The sequence below is a fragment of the Bacillus sp. T-10(2022) genome, from assembly GCF_056502895.1.
Genome location: NZ_CP113518.1, coordinates 153,522 through 167,500, shown reverse-complemented (window position 1 = coordinate 167,500; position 13,979 = coordinate 153,522). Strand labels below are relative to the sequence as shown.

General features: G+C 39.2%; 14 protein-coding genes and 1 rRNA gene (1 of these 15 only partly in view). 4 read left to right on the top strand and 11 right to left on the bottom strand.

Going from position 1 to position 13,979, the window contains the following annotated elements:
• Together OSJ91_RS00930 and OSJ91_RS00925 are read right to left on the bottom strand one after the other, a co-directional pair.
• A 16S ribosomal RNA gene (locus OSJ91_RS00930) occupies positions 1-742 on the bottom strand (it extends 809 nt beyond the left edge of the window).
• Between the two features lie 277 nt (positions 743-1,019).
• Positions 1,020-1,256 carry a hypothetical protein gene (locus OSJ91_RS00925; protein ID WP_350300883.1) on the bottom strand — a complete coding sequence of 79 codons (237 nt, stop codon included), beginning with the start codon at positions 1,254-1,256 and terminating at the stop codon, positions 1,020-1,022.
• 132 nt (positions 1,257-1,388) lie between these two features.
• Between OSJ91_RS00925 and pdaB the strand changes: the two genes are divergently transcribed.
• Positions 1,389-2,141 (top strand): polysaccharide deacetylase family sporulation protein PdaB, encoded by a 753-nt coding sequence (gene pdaB, locus OSJ91_RS00920; protein WP_350300882.1) that lies wholly within the window; start codon positions 1,389-1,391, stop codon positions 2,139-2,141.
• Positions 2,142-2,234: 93 nt separating this feature from the next.
• Here the strand turns inward: pdaB and OSJ91_RS00915 are convergent, their stop codons facing one another.
• Entirely contained in the window at positions 2,235-2,915 is a 681-nt protein-coding gene (locus OSJ91_RS00915) for a KinB-signaling pathway activation protein (RefSeq protein ID WP_350300881.1), read from the bottom strand.
• Between the two features lie 137 nt (positions 2,916-3,052).
• On the opposite strand from OSJ91_RS00915, the gene gerD reads away from it, so the two are divergent.
• A complete protein-coding gene (gerD, locus tag OSJ91_RS00910; protein ID WP_101225885.1) occupies positions 3,053-3,613 on the top strand; it encodes a spore germination lipoprotein GerD in 561 nt (186 codons plus the stop codon).
• 46 nt (positions 3,614-3,659) lie between these two features.
• Here the strand turns inward: gerD and OSJ91_RS00905 are convergent, their stop codons facing one another.
• From OSJ91_RS00905 to OSJ91_RS00895, 3 genes are all read right to left on the bottom strand, one after another.
• Entirely contained in the window at positions 3,660-4,718 is a 1,059-nt protein-coding gene (locus tag OSJ91_RS00905) for a P-loop NTPase (protein ID WP_350300880.1), read from the bottom strand.
• 139 nt (positions 4,719-4,857) lie between these two features.
• Positions 4,858-5,574, bottom strand: a complete 717-nt coding sequence (cwlD, locus tag OSJ91_RS00900; RefSeq protein WP_350300879.1) for an N-acetylmuramoyl-L-alanine amidase CwlD — start codon at positions 5,572-5,574, stop codon at positions 4,858-4,860.
• A gap of 82 nt (positions 5,575-5,656) precedes the next feature.
• A complete protein-coding gene (locus tag OSJ91_RS00895; RefSeq protein WP_350300878.1) occupies positions 5,657-6,082 on the bottom strand; it encodes a DUF2521 family protein in 426 nt (141 codons plus the stop codon).
• Between the two features lie 1,275 nt (positions 6,083-7,357).
• Between OSJ91_RS00895 and OSJ91_RS00890 the strand changes: the two genes are divergently transcribed.
• Positions 7,358-8,887, top strand: a complete 1,530-nt coding sequence (locus OSJ91_RS00890; protein ID WP_485890827.1) for a glycosyltransferase family 2 protein — start codon at positions 7,358-7,360, stop codon at positions 8,885-8,887.
• Positions 8,888-9,068: 181 nt separating this feature from the next.
• Here the strand turns inward: OSJ91_RS00890 and OSJ91_RS00885 are convergent, their stop codons facing one another.
• Together OSJ91_RS00885 and OSJ91_RS00880 are read right to left on the bottom strand one after the other, a co-directional pair.
• Positions 9,069-9,599: an ECF transporter S component gene (locus tag OSJ91_RS00885; protein ID WP_350300876.1), complete on the bottom strand. Its 531-nt coding sequence runs from the start codon at positions 9,597-9,599 to the stop codon at positions 9,069-9,071.
• 206 nt (positions 9,600-9,805) lie between these two features.
• A complete protein-coding gene (locus OSJ91_RS00880) occupies positions 9,806-10,354 on the bottom strand; it encodes a TetR/AcrR family transcriptional regulator (RefSeq protein ID WP_350300875.1) in 549 nt (182 codons plus the stop codon).
• A 170-nt stretch (positions 10,355-10,524) separates the two neighbouring features.
• Here OSJ91_RS00880 and OSJ91_RS00875 point away from each other — a divergent pair, with 170 nt between their 5' ends.
• Positions 10,525-11,973: a DHA2 family efflux MFS transporter permease subunit gene (locus OSJ91_RS00875; protein ID WP_485890826.1), complete on the top strand. Its 1,449-nt coding sequence runs from the start codon at positions 10,525-10,527 to the stop codon at positions 11,971-11,973.
• 140 nt (positions 11,974-12,113) lie between these two features.
• Here the strand turns inward: OSJ91_RS00875 and rpsI are convergent, their stop codons facing one another.
• From rpsI to truA, 3 genes are all read right to left on the bottom strand, one after another.
• On the bottom strand, positions 12,114-12,506 hold the full coding sequence (gene rpsI / locus OSJ91_RS00870) for a 30S ribosomal protein S9 (RefSeq protein WP_034304957.1): 393 nt from the start codon (positions 12,504-12,506) through the stop codon (positions 12,114-12,116).
• 20 nt (positions 12,507-12,526) lie between these two features.
• Complete coding sequence (gene rplM, locus OSJ91_RS00865; RefSeq protein WP_034304960.1) at positions 12,527-12,964, bottom strand: 50S ribosomal protein L13; 438 nt, start codon at positions 12,962-12,964, stop codon at positions 12,527-12,529.
• A 267-nt stretch (positions 12,965-13,231) separates the two neighbouring features.
• Positions 13,232-13,972: a tRNA pseudouridine(38-40) synthase TruA gene (gene truA, locus OSJ91_RS00860; protein ID WP_413020144.1), complete on the bottom strand. Its 741-nt coding sequence runs from the start codon at positions 13,970-13,972 to the stop codon at positions 13,232-13,234.
• Between the last annotated feature and the right edge of the window lie 7 nt (positions 13,973-13,979).

Sequence of the window (13,979 nt, the reverse complement as noted above, 5' to 3'; positions counted from 1 at the left end):
AGTCGCCTTCGCCACTGGTGTTCCTCCAAATCTCTACGCATTTCACCGCTACACTTGGAATTCCACTTTCCTCTTCTGCACTCAAGTTCCCCAGTTTCCAATGACCCTCCACGGTTGAGCCGTGGGCTTTCACATCAGACTTAAGGAACCACCTGCGCGCGCTTTACGCCCAATAATTCCGGACAACGCTTGCCACCTACGTATTACCGCGGCTGCTGGCACGTAGTTAGCCGTGGCTTTCTGGTTAGGTACCGTCAAGGTACCAGCAGTTACTCTGGTACTTGTTCTTCCCTAACAACAGAACTTTACGACCCGAAGGCCTTCTTCGTTCACGCGGCGTTGCTCCGTCAGACTTTCGTCCATTGCGGAAGATTCCCTACTGCTGCCTCCCGTAGGAGTCTGGGCCGTGTCTCAGTCCCAGTGTGGCCGATCACCCTCTCAGGTCGGCTACGCATCGTCGCCTTGGTGAGCCATTACCTCACCAACTAGCTAATGCGCCGCGGGCCCATCTATAAGTGACAGCGTAAACCGTCTTTCCATCTTCTCTCATGCGAGAAAAGAACGTATCCGGTATTAGCTCCGGTTTCCCGAAGTTATCCCAGTCTTATAGGCAGGTTGCCCACGTGTTACTCACCCGTCCGCCGCTAATCTCAGGGAGCAAGCTCCCGTCGATTCGCTCGACTTGCATGTATTAGGCACGCCGCCAGCGTTCGTCCTGAGCCAGGATCAAACTCTCCGAAGAAATGTTTGACTTGCTCATTTGCTTTTTTAATAGTGTGTGCTCACTTAAAATTTAACGTTGGCGCTTTGTTTTGTTCAGTTTTCAAAGAGCAATTTTTTTGCCGCATCTCTTAGCGACTTTAATATCTTAACACCTTATTACTACTTCGTCAATAACTTTTTTCAAAAAAGTTTTTTCATTCTTTTTCAAAAGCTTTTACGTTGCAGCAACTTTTATAATATACCAGCGTATAAATCAATAGTCAATAGATTTTTTTAATATAATTCACTTTTGAATCTCATGACTGATTCCACTTGGTCAAATTCTTTTTTCCCCTCATATACATTAGGCATTCCTCCTCGGTGCTCACCCTTTTAAACAGTCTGAAAAGGATGTTATATTTCTCATTTATTGCCCTTTTGACTAAGTGATCGATTCTGTCATCCTGCAGATCGAATAGTATTTCATCCATCTCTCTTTTTAAAAGGTACTCCAATTCCATCTTTTCCTTGTCATTAATCAATAAACCGAGCATGGTTCACACCTCCACCAGACAGCATTCCCCATCGCAAGCATTTTTATGAATTTTAAACTGATTTTTTTGCATAACAAAAATCCTTGCGCATAAATTTGAAGACAAGAGTACTTTGGACAAGGGGATGGATTAATGAAATTTTTCATGGTGCTTCAAGCCAAGAAGATCAAATATTATTCGTTAATATTACTTACGGCACTTTTTACCGCTTGGTTCCTTTTTGTACAAAACATTCTTCATGCCCCCGTTTTTTCTACAGAAAATGGGCCGAAAGCGGTTTATAAAGGGGAAAAGAATGTTGCGATCACGTTCAATATCGGCTGGGGTGATGAGAAAGCCGCTCCGATAATAGAGACATTAAAAAGGGAAAAGATTAAATCCGCCACATTTTTCCTCTCGGGATCCTGGGCTGAACGTCATCCGGACATAGTAGCGGAAATAGTGAAAGAAGGATATGAAATAGGCATCCTTGGTTACGATTATAAGGATTATTCCGAAATGGAAGATCAGGAAATCATCCGGGATATTTCTAAAGCCCAGGAAGCATTTAAAAAACTTAATATAAAGAATATAGAACTTTTACGCGCTCCCACCGGTCACTTTGATAAACGCCTCTTAAAGATCAGCGAGAAATTCGGATATACCGTTGTCCATTGGAGCATCGATTCAAAGGATTGGACCAATCCGGGTGTGGATCGGATTGTACAGAACATCACCAAGGCTCAAAAGGGTGATATCATCTTATTACATGCTTCAGACTCAGCAAAACAAACCAATAAGGCTTTACCGGAGTTAATAAGTGAACTTCGATCAAAAAATTTAAACTTCGTTAACGTTTCAGAGATGATTTCCAATTCCTCGGCAAGCAGTGAGGAAGTCCGCTGACAGAAAAAACTGCGTACTAATGGTCTCATTGAACCTTTAGTACGCAGTTTTTTTGTTTTGACATCATTATGTATGGCCCGGCTGACCTACAGGTTAGCTGCCTTTACCTAATTGACCGGCTTTCATCTTTCCCTTTGCAGGAGGTTGCTTCATCCCTCTTTTACTGGCCAATTCCTTTTGTGAAATTTCAATCAATTTACTAAGGACCAATAGTTGATAAGCATTGCAGACTAGCAACGGAAACAGCATGAAGTAAAGCCAGCTTTCATCATTGGCACTCAGGACAGGTATCCACTCCAAAACCGTGAATACGACCATGAAAAACAAGGCCGGTATGAACGACTGTTTATTCGTTTGTTTCATTTTGAAATAAGCTGTAACAAGCCCTGAGGCCAATACAACCAATGCTAACACGATGTAGGAGCTGATTCCCTCGCCTGAACCAAAGCTAAGATATCGCAGGTAAACAAGATCGAAAACAACAAAAAGAATGAGTACAAGTTGAACGGCATTCCATAAGGAAGCGCTTTTAAATATTCCCAGACCAAAACGATGTATCGTTAAATAGGCAAAAAAGCCGGCTTGGCTTATGACACTGAAAATTAATCCAACACCGAATAACCAAATAAAAGTTGATAGGATGGCACTGACATCAAAAGAAGAGAAATACGGCTTAAATTCACTCCACCGGGCCAAGAAACCTACCACTCCGCCCGTTACACCACCTATAAGCAATGTTGTTAAAAACAATTTAACTAAGTTACGGCTGTTCATTGTTTTCCTCCATACATTTCTATTTCATTTCCTTAATTGTACCAACCAAATTTGGAAAAATCCACTTATTCCACCAAGGAATAATATCGCCGATTGGAACCATATTAACAGTAAGAAGGATGAAAGGGGCCCTGCGTATGAGAGTGGGAGTTGCTTTGCTTTTCACGTCATTCTTACTCGTTTGTTCCGGTTGTGCTCAAAATGGAGCAGGCGCAGAAAAAATGGAATATGAAGAGACAAAGAAAATGGTCGTCGATATCTTGAAGACAGATGATGGAAAAAAAGCCATCCAGGATATCATTACTGATGATAAAACGAAAGCTGAACTTATTATGGATTCGGATGACATTAAGAAATCCATTGAAGATATGGTCACTTCAGATAAAGGGAAGGAATTTTGGAAAAAGACATTCAATGATCCCGAATTCGCTTCCGCATATGCTAAAGCCTTAGAAGACGAACATAAAAAGGTATTGAAGGACTTAACTGCTGATCCTCAGTATCGTGGAATGCTCATGGAAATAATGAAAGAACCGGATATGGAAAAAGAAATGAATAAGTTATTAAAAACCAAGGAGATGCGGTCGGTCTATAAAGAGCTGATCATCGAAACCATGGAGAGTCCTCTCGTCCAAGCTAAAATGCAAGAGAAATTGGATAAAGCAGCCACTAAAGCGGCCGAGAAGGAGAAAAAGTAAAAAGAATGAAAGAAGGCTGATTCCCAATCGGAATCAGCCTTCTTTATTATTGTAGTTTTTCAATGACCTTTTTAGCAATATCTTCGTAAATCCTGCCGAGCCTATGGTCCGCGGCGTAAATGGATGGAGCAAAGTCCTCTTCATTCCAATCCGGCTGTTGCAGGGGAAGTTGACCTAAAACTTCTGTACGAAGCTCTTCTGCAAGCTTCCCTCCGCCGCCTTTTCCGAAGACATATTCTTTTTCACCCGTCGTTTTACTTTCGAAGAATGACATGTTCTCTATGACACCAATCACTTCGTGTTCTGTCTTGATGGCCATGGCACCAGCTCTTGCAGCAACGAAGGCTGCAGTCGGATGCGGTGTCGTAACGATGATTTCTTTACATGATGGGAGCATCGTATGAACGTCCAAAGCAACATCGCCTGTACCCGGCGGTAAGTCAAGGACCAAATAGTCCAAATCTCCCCATTCCACTTCATTAAAGAAACTATTGAGCATTTTCCCCAGCATCGGCCCTCTCCATATGATCGGCGCGTTATCCTCTACAAAAAAGCCCATTGAGATAACTTGAACGCCAAACCGTTCTACAGGAATGATTTTCTCCCCGCGAACAACCGGTCTTTTTGTTATCCCCATCATATCAGGTACGCTGAATCCATAAATATCGGCATCAACCAGTCCGACCTTTTTACCTAAACGAGCAAGTGAAGTGGCAAAATTCACTGAAATCGTAGATTTTCCCACTCCGCCTTTACCGCTGGCGATCGCGATGAATTGTGTCTTGCTGTTAGGTCCAAGCAAGCCTTGGTCCGCTTCACCCTGAGGAATGCTTTCACGATGCTTGGCTAATTCCTCTTCTGAAAGCTCCGTGAAACGGATGCCTACCGATTCCGCTCCGTTCGTTTTCAGCAAGTCCACAACTTCCGATTGCATTTGCATTTGTTCGGCAGTCCCCGTTTTCGCAATCGCAAGTTTAACGCTTACATGATTCTTTTCAGGTTTTATTTTGATTTCTATAATTCCATTTGTCTCTTCAAGGTTTTTATGTAGAAAAGGGTCTTTAAGATCCTTTAATAAATTCAGTACTTTCTCTTCTGTTAACAAGCCGAGCACCCCTTTGAATTTTATTTTCCCATTTTTCAGTATAACATATTACGGAAAGAAAACTTATTATCTACCTTGCATGCGAATCCAGATTATTTTCCCATAATAAAAAGGCCTTGTACCTTACAAGACCCAGACATCACTCTTCATCCGATAGCTTTTCCTCTGTAAAGTACCGTAAAATCCCCATATAAATCGAACTGGCAACCTTTTCTTGATACTTATCACTGATAAGGCGTTCCCTTTCCTCAGAATTGGAAAGAAAGCCAATTTCCACAAGCGCTCCTGGCTTCTTAGCATAATTCATCAAATACACATTATTAATCGTTTTTGCATCACGCTTTGTATTTTCAAGGTTTCTAATGATTTCAGTCTGAATGAATTTTGCCACCTGTTCATTTTCCTCAAACCTGCTTGTATAAAAGGTCTGGGCACCTTTCGATGACGCTGATGGAAAAGAGTTCAAATGAATGCTTAAGAATAAGTCCGCTTCCGAATCATTGATCATTTTAACCCGATTCCGTAAGTCCTCCTGTTTTCGCTGGCGAATCCCCTTTGTATTTCCCTGTGCCAAATCCTCATCCTTCTCACGGGTCATGATGACAAGGGCACCTTGTTCCTGTAAATAGTCCCTGACCTTTAATGAAACGGAAAGGGCAATTTCCTTTTCCATAATCTCTTGTACATTTGCCCCGCCGTCCATTCCTCCGTGACCTGCATCCAGAATGATGACCTTACCTGCCAACGGAAGGTTCCAGGAGTCCCAAGAATCATCTTCAACAAATTTAAAAGTCACAATTAAAAAAAGGACAAACAATCCCATTGCGATTCCTGTATATTTTAGCTTTCTGCGCATGACCGTTCCCCTTCCATGATCTCTCTACTAAAAAGTATGGGACAAACCATGGAATTAGAACAAGGAATGGGAATTTACCTTCCTAATGCAGTTTCATTTTATATCGTTTTTCACCAGTCTTAAAGCCGTCCAGCCACCAATCCCCCACAAATCCTTCACAGCAATAAAACAAACCTTCATCGAAAGCGTTATTCGCTGTAACTTCCCGCCAATACAAAATGAAGTTAAAAAGAGTATCGACCAAAAACTTCTCTTCCTTCCAGCACCTGGACCTTACATCTTCTTCCGACTCACCATAATAGCCAAACTTACTATAGTTCGCTCCTAATAAATAAGCCTCGATGGCAACATCGAAATAGCCTTCCTCCAAAACATCCATCAAATCCTGTCCGAAGTAACGCTGAATCCTTCCCTTCATATCCTCAATGGAAAGTTCCCTGAGCAGCCTGCGTTCGAACTTCAATTGCCTTTCCCTTTGCAGCTCCTGTAAACCTAATATCACAGCCATAATTCACCTCCGGGGCAATTCCCCATTTCCCAAAATTATTTCCCAAGACATAATTTAGTTTTAGCGTTCTATTTTGAACCATTCATTTATTCCATTGGCAAAAAATAATGAGGATAGGTTCGGCAGGGAAGGATGATGATTTGGTTTTATGGGTGAACGGAGTTAATTTAAAAAGGCATATCGAAATACGATATGGTATCTTCTATAAGAAACCTGCTAAAATGCATCCTGCCCATCTCGGATGATAAAATTCTCCTAAGAGTCAATGGTCTGGGAAAATTGGAATTATCCCCCCTAACTTGCCACTCAGGCCGCTACCCGAGACTGATCTTTCCGACTCGGGTAGCGGCCTGCACATGTCTCTTTTGACCTTTAATCTTACTTTGATTATCCATGTCGTGTTTTTCGACCTGTTGAACCTGAATTTTAAGCCAAGCTGTATTACTCTTTCTAGACTTACTTTTCCGTTTGGCGCGTTTACACAGTGGATGCTAATCGTGTAAGGAATTTATCAATTGACTGTAGGAATTATCATTCTTAATAAAGAACATCGTTATGTATTTCCTTATTTCTTACCACAATTCATCCCACCAAGTTTGCTAAAGCTGATGCTATTTAAGCTCATTAAATCCTTGAAAATGATGGTTATGTTTCAATTATTTATTCTGGAAGAGTATTAGAAATAAGGAGTCGCCTACGAAAGTGTGTTATGCTAGTGTATCCACTGATTTTCAGAATTCAGGCTTGTAAATAGACGTATTAAAAGCTTAAGGTTCTGAATAAGGACTAACTGAAAATATGTGTAGCAATAGAAAAAAGAAAAGGATTAGAGGAAGCTCTAAGATTTGTTCGTCCAGGTGACACGAAGGGGTAGAGCAGATTAGAAGGGCAGATAGAAACAAGCCGAATACTGATAAGTAGTGGTATCACAAACGGGAGTACATCCTTTTTTATTTTTTTAGGATTCATTTCTATATGTGTTTTCGTTAGTCAGGAAGTAAAATTCTTTCATTATGCGAATTAAAATTTGTTATAATTCCGGAAGAGTTAGGTAAACAAGAAACTCCACTACTAACAGGAGCAGATTGAATCTAGATGTTATTAATTATAAGGTTCTAAAAAATCGACAGCAAATGACTAACTAATAAATTTATTTTTGAAAATATTGTAAATCAATATCGAATTAGTAGTACAATTATTATAGCACCTTGATTCATCATTTCAATCTGTCATTTTCCCTATCTTTTAACTTATAAAATAAATGGAGTGAACTACATGTCTGATCAATTGGATAAGAGAATATCCTTTGAAATTGAAAATAATATTACTTATAACGAAGAAGGATATTATATAAAAAATAAAAGCTCTATCTTTAAAAAAAGTAAAGTAACAGTTGTTTCTCCCGTATATAATGCAGAAAAGTTTTTAAGAAAAACCATAGATTCAGTCATTAATCAAACTATTGGTTTTAAAAATATCGAATATATACTCGTCGACGACGGATCTACTGATTCTTCCCGTGAAATTTTGCTGGAATACGCCGAAGCATATAAAAATATCATTGTTGTTTTTTTAAAAAATAATACGGGGACACCAGCCCAGCCTCGCAACCTTGGGATAAAGTTGGCAAAATCCGATTATATAACTTTTTTGGATGCCGATGATTGGTTGGATAAGGAAGGTTTGAAATCGTTATATTCCATAATAAAGCGCAGCAATGATGATTATATAGTCGGAAAAACAATAGAAGTGGGATCAAAGGGCAAGAAAATAGTCGGCGAATATGAATCATGCTTAGAAAGGAGAAATGTATCTCCTTTCTCCATTCCACATATTTTTCACCACTTGGGTCCAAGGGCAAGGATGATAAAGCTCAAATTGCTTAAAGAATATAATATTGAGTACCCTGAGATGAAATTTGCAGAGGACAAGCAGTTCTTTATTGACGTACTTATACATTGTAAATCGATTTCTACAACAACCCAAGTCATCTATTATTTAAACCGATTGGATGACAATGACGCTTCTTTAACAAAACAGACTGATGTCATGGAAAAAATGGATACTAATATTAAAGTGATCAAATATGTAAAGAGTAAAAAGCTGGATACAGAGAAGGAAAAAATGATCTTAAACAGGCTTTATGAATTTGATTCAATTACAAGGTTATTCAATCGATATCATTTCTTAAAAAGCGAAAATAATGAAGAATACTTTAATAAATTCCAGGAGGTCATCGATACAACCAAAGATTTGAACTATGATATATCAAAATCCTTTTTCCATCCAATCAATAAGGTTGCCTATGATCTTTTCCTTAAGGGCCATTATGATGATATAAAGAAATTATATAAATGGGACAAAAAAGAAAAGATAAAAAATTATGTGATTCTCAATAATTTACCATATATGAGTGGCCCACTTTCAAGTGAGAAAAACAAACATATCCGTGTACCAATGCTGGCGATCTTCCATAGCGGATCTTTCATTCAAGATAGTTATACATTAACACTCGATATATATGGTGATTATGTACATGAGGTACAACATATCGTCCTTAGAGACCGTAAAAATATAACGCAGGAGTATATTTTCCCCTTGGAGGTCAATGAAAGCGGACGGGCGACAGCTAAATTTGATTTAGAGTCACTCAATCAGCTGAACTCATCAAGCTATGAAGTATTCGTACGGTATAATGATTATCAAAAACTGTACATTTCCAAAAAGGAACAAGTCGTTTTTAACAAAAGGACATTTAACTTTTACTCAACGATTAACTCTAATCTTGGCTTTAAGATCAATTAAGATAAAAAGGACATCCATTTACATGGATGTCCTTTTCTCACATTATATATGATTTTATAATAAAGTCATTTAATTACCCGCTTACTTGGCAACATTTCTTTTAACTGTTCGAAATTAAGATCGCAGTTCAATTTTCCATGCCCAACGCAATGTTTGAAATGGTTTCCTTAATTTGTTCCCTTTATACCTGTCCAGCTCTCTTCTTTAATCGGCCAGCAAGCGGCACTACAATTATACCGGCTATTACGACCTGCATTACGTTTCCGGGGATGGAGCCAAATGGCTGTATCCAGTTACCATAAAGAATAACTTCGACAAAATAGTAGCCGACGATTTTAATAATCAAAGCAACGGCAACGGCCATAGTGTAAACAAGTTCCCTTTTACCCGGTACCTTTTCGGATATAAGGCCGGCTAGAAAGCCCATTGCTCCTACGATGATGAATGTAAACGGTGCCCATGCTGCCCAACCGGAAAAAAGATCGAAGAAGGCCATTCCGAAGGCGCCTGCTATCGCCCCTGTTTTTTTGCCATAAACCAAAGCTGCTATAAAAAGCGGAACGTTACCCAGATGGATCAGGCCGCCGTTACCCATTATTGGGAGCTTGATGTTGATGAACATTGTCGCTACAAGGGTTAATGCAATGAATAGCGCATTGATGACCAAGGCTTTTGTTTTAGTTGTTTCAATCGGTGAGTATGTTGAATTCATATGAAGTCCTCTTTCTTTTTTAAGTATTATCATACTCCTAAACAGGAACTTAATAAATATGGATTTTACAAAAAATTCTGTATTACATAAGTAAACTCATGTGTAAACAAATGGAACACACCTGTCACCAACGTCACCGCGGCGTTTCACTTGGATCTGATGCTGAAAATGGGACAAATCTTTTTCCTAAAAAAACAACCCCAACATCATTGCACCCTGTACATTAAATAAATTTGATTGGCAATATAATCTGAACTAAAATGAAGCCCCTTTCTTATCCACCATATTATAATGCCTACCAATGAGGCTGTTTTAATGTCAATGTCAACATAATCAGCAGGTAAATTCTCCTTGGTATTCTTCCTTCTTATTTCTACTAATTGCTTTAATAATGAAAACAACTGGTCCTCAAACTGATTCGTTTTAAATAAAATAAGTAAATAGTTCCGATGGATATATAAATAATCAAGTAATTGTGTTAGCTGTTGTTTTTCTGATAAATCTTTTGCATGTATTAAGGCAAAAATTTTATTGGAAAGCTCATTTAAAATCTCATCGGTGATTTGCGTTAGTAAATCTTGAATATCCTGATAATGTAAGTAAAATGTTGTCCGATTCAACCCTGCTTTGGCTGCAATTTTCTGAACTGTTAAATTTGATATTATGGGGTCCTCGCATAAGAGAGCAATGACAGCGTTTTCAAACATTTCCCTTGACCGAATTGTACGAGGATCTTCTTTTTTAGGTATAGACATTTTAATCTCCTTTATAGATTTTCTTTAACTTTCTCAACAGCATATATTTCTATGTCGATTAGTGAACATTTTCAAGAAAACTGTTCATGGTAAGTAACATATATTTTTGTTACTATCGATTTTATCGACACGGTGTTGATAAAGCAAGTCAAAAATGAAGGGGTTTACGAATGGACATAACTGAAAGAAATAAAAAAGTTTTATTAATTGTACTGATTGCCGGGTGTTTTTTATCAACATTAAATCAAACTTTATTAAATGTTGCATTGAGTGGTTTAATGGACGTATTTCATGTAACGGCTGCAACTGTACAATGGTTATCAACAGGTTTTATGCTAGTGAACGGTGTTTTAGTGCCCATCACTGCCTTTTTAATGAAACGGTTTACAACAAGGCAGCTTTTTATTAGCTCGATGTTCTTTTTGTTAATCGGATCTGTACTTTGTGCATGGGCGGGGAATTTTGGCGTGCTGTTAACGGGCAGAATGATACAAGCAATTGGTGCCGGGATTATTATACCTCTAATGATGACGGTTATTTTATATTTATATCCTAGCGAAAAGCGTGGAAGCATTATGGGGACAATCGGCTTTGCGATAATTTTTGCTCCGGCCATAGCCCCTACATTATCTGGTTTTATCATTGAATATGTTTCATGGAGATGGCTATTCATTGGGTTAATCCCATTCTTAATAATCGTCATCGTTCTAGCGTTCAAATATTTAATGAATGTTGCAGAGACAACAAAAGCAAAATTGGATATCACAAGTGTCATTTTATCAACGATTGGTTTTGGCTGTATATTATTGGGATTTAGTAGCGCAGGAAGCAAGGGATGGGATGATCCCGTTGTCATCACTGCAATACTCGTCGGAATGATCGTGTCGACTCTATTCTGTTTACGTCAAATGAAATCCAGCGATCCACTATTAAATTTATCTGTATTCAAGTATAAAGTTTTCACGCTTACATCCTTCATCAATGTATCAATTACGATGATCATGTATGCGGATTTAATTCTTTTACCAATCTACTTGCAGAATGGACGAGGTTTTACAGCATTTGAAGCAGGTTTACTGCTATTACCCGGAGCTGTGATTAATGCCTTCTTATCCCCTGTCACAGGTAAAATGTTTGATAAATATGGTGCTAAACCACTCTTTATTACAGGTTTGGTATTTATCATTGTGTCAATGTGGGGAGTCATAGATATAAGCGAATCCACAACCTATAGCTATATAATGGTTCGTACCATAATATTACGAATTGGCTTGAGCTTCATTACCATGCCATTAAATACAGCAGAGTTGAATGCTTTACCAAGAGAATTGGGTTCCCATGGTTCAGCTGTAAATAATACCATTCGCCAATTGTCAGGGGCCATCGGAACAGCAGTTGTCATCACAGTATATACAATGCAGGCAACTTCACACGCTTCTGAGCTATCAATGCAAAATGAAAACATTACAGCTATACAACTAGAGGCATTAGCCTCCATTTTTGGCTCAAGTGATGCCTATGTTTTCATGTTAGTCTTATCTTTTGTGGCGTTAATTTTTGCATGCTTCATGCCGGGAAAAGCCGCAATCAAAAAAAGCCAAGGTGAATCTCATAACTAAAATTATTAAATGAGTATTTAAAATAAAGCATATCCGGGAGATCCCGGATATGCTTTTTAATATTTTAGTTACACACATTTTCCGGGCATAAAAAAGACTCCCAACCAAAATGGTTGAGAGTCTTTGAAACGGTAATGGAATTAACGTTTTGAGAACTGAGGTGCACGACGTGCGCCTTTAAGACCGTATTTTTTACGCTCTTTCATACGTGGGTCACGAGTTAGTAAACCAGCAGTTTTAAGAGATGGACGGTATTCTGGATCAACTTGAAGCAATGCACGAGCGATACCGTGACGGATTGCTCCAGCTTGACCAGTGTATCCACCACCGCTAACGTTTACTAGAACGTCGTAATTTCCAGTAGTTTCTGTTGCAACTAGTGGTTGGTTTACAACTTCACGTAATGCTGCGAAAGGAATATATTCATTGATGTCACGACCGTTAATAACGATGCGACCTTCGCCTGGTACTAAACGTACACGAGCTACTGAGCTCTTACGGCGACCAGTACCATAATATTGAACTTGTGCCAAGATAGTAACCTCCTTAGTAATTATCCGCGTAATTCGTATACTTCTGGTTGTTGAGCAGCGTGTGGGTGCTCAGCTCCAGCGTATACGTGTAATTTTTTGTAGATTTGACGACCAAGAGAATTCTTTGGAAGCATACCTTTGATAGCAAGTTCAAGCATTCTCTCAGGGTAGTTTGTACGCATTTCAAGAGCAGTTCTAGTTTTAAGACCGCCTGGATGCATAGTGTGACGGTAATAAATTTTGTCAGTCAATTTTTTACCAGTCAAGTGGATTTTTTCAACATTGATTAGAATTACATGATCACCAGTGTCAATGTTCGGTGTAAAAGTTGGTTTATGTTTACCACGTAAGATGGATGCTACTTCAGTAGAAAGGCGACCCAAAGTTTTGCCTTCAGCGTCAATCACATACCATTTACGTTCTACTTCATTAGCTTTCGCCATAAATGTCGTACGCATGGTTAACCTCCTAAAAAACTTTTTAATTTTTTATATTTATTTTCAATCACAATAAACTTCCGGGGCTTATCGTGGGATTAAAATACATACCATATTATATTAACTTCTCCCAGATTCATTGTCAAGGGAATGTTACACTAGGATAAGTTGTCTATAAAACACTCTCTGCAACTCCATGAAAAGTTCAGTGTAGCGTCAAACCGCTCCATTACTGAGTTCATCTCGTTTCCCAGTTGTAAAAAAACTGGTATCACTTCGAAAATAATTTTATTTGTAAAAAACTTTCCATAAATATAAGCCTTGGGCTGGTGCTGTTTTCCCTGCAAAACTGCGGTCCTTTTTGGCCAAAATCCCGCTCATATCACGGGGTGACATCTTGCCGCTGCCGACATCCAGGAGCGTCCCAACCAAGATACGCACCATGTTATACAAAAAACCTTCGCCAACGAAGCGGAAAATCATGAAACCATCGCTCTCTTCAAAATCCATCACTTGTATCGTTCGAACTTTATCGACCACTTCCGTTTTAGCCGAACAAAAACTTGTAAAGTCATGTGTCCCGATCAAGTAGGAGATTGCTTCCTTCATCGCCTCCCCATCTAATGGGTAGGGATAATGATAAGAGTAATTTCGCTGGAACGGATCCCGCAGTTTCGAGCGGGCTATGATATACCGGTACTCTTTCCCAGTCGTATGGAACCTTGCATGAAAATCGTCAGGCACGATGTCGACTTCCAGAACGATGATATCGGTCGGAAGAAGGGCGCTGAACGCCTTTACCCAATTTTCCGTAGGGAATGTAAGGGGCGATTCAAAGTGAAGCACCTGCCCCTTTGCATGGACCCCTGAATCTGTCCTGCCTGAAGCAGTCACTTTTATAATTGTGCCTTTATGCATTTGGGCCAAGACTGCCTCGAATTCACTTTGTATGGTGCGCTTCTCAGGCTGCACCTGATAACCAGCAAAATCCGTGCCGTCATAAGCGATCACACATTTATATTTTGGCATAGTTCTC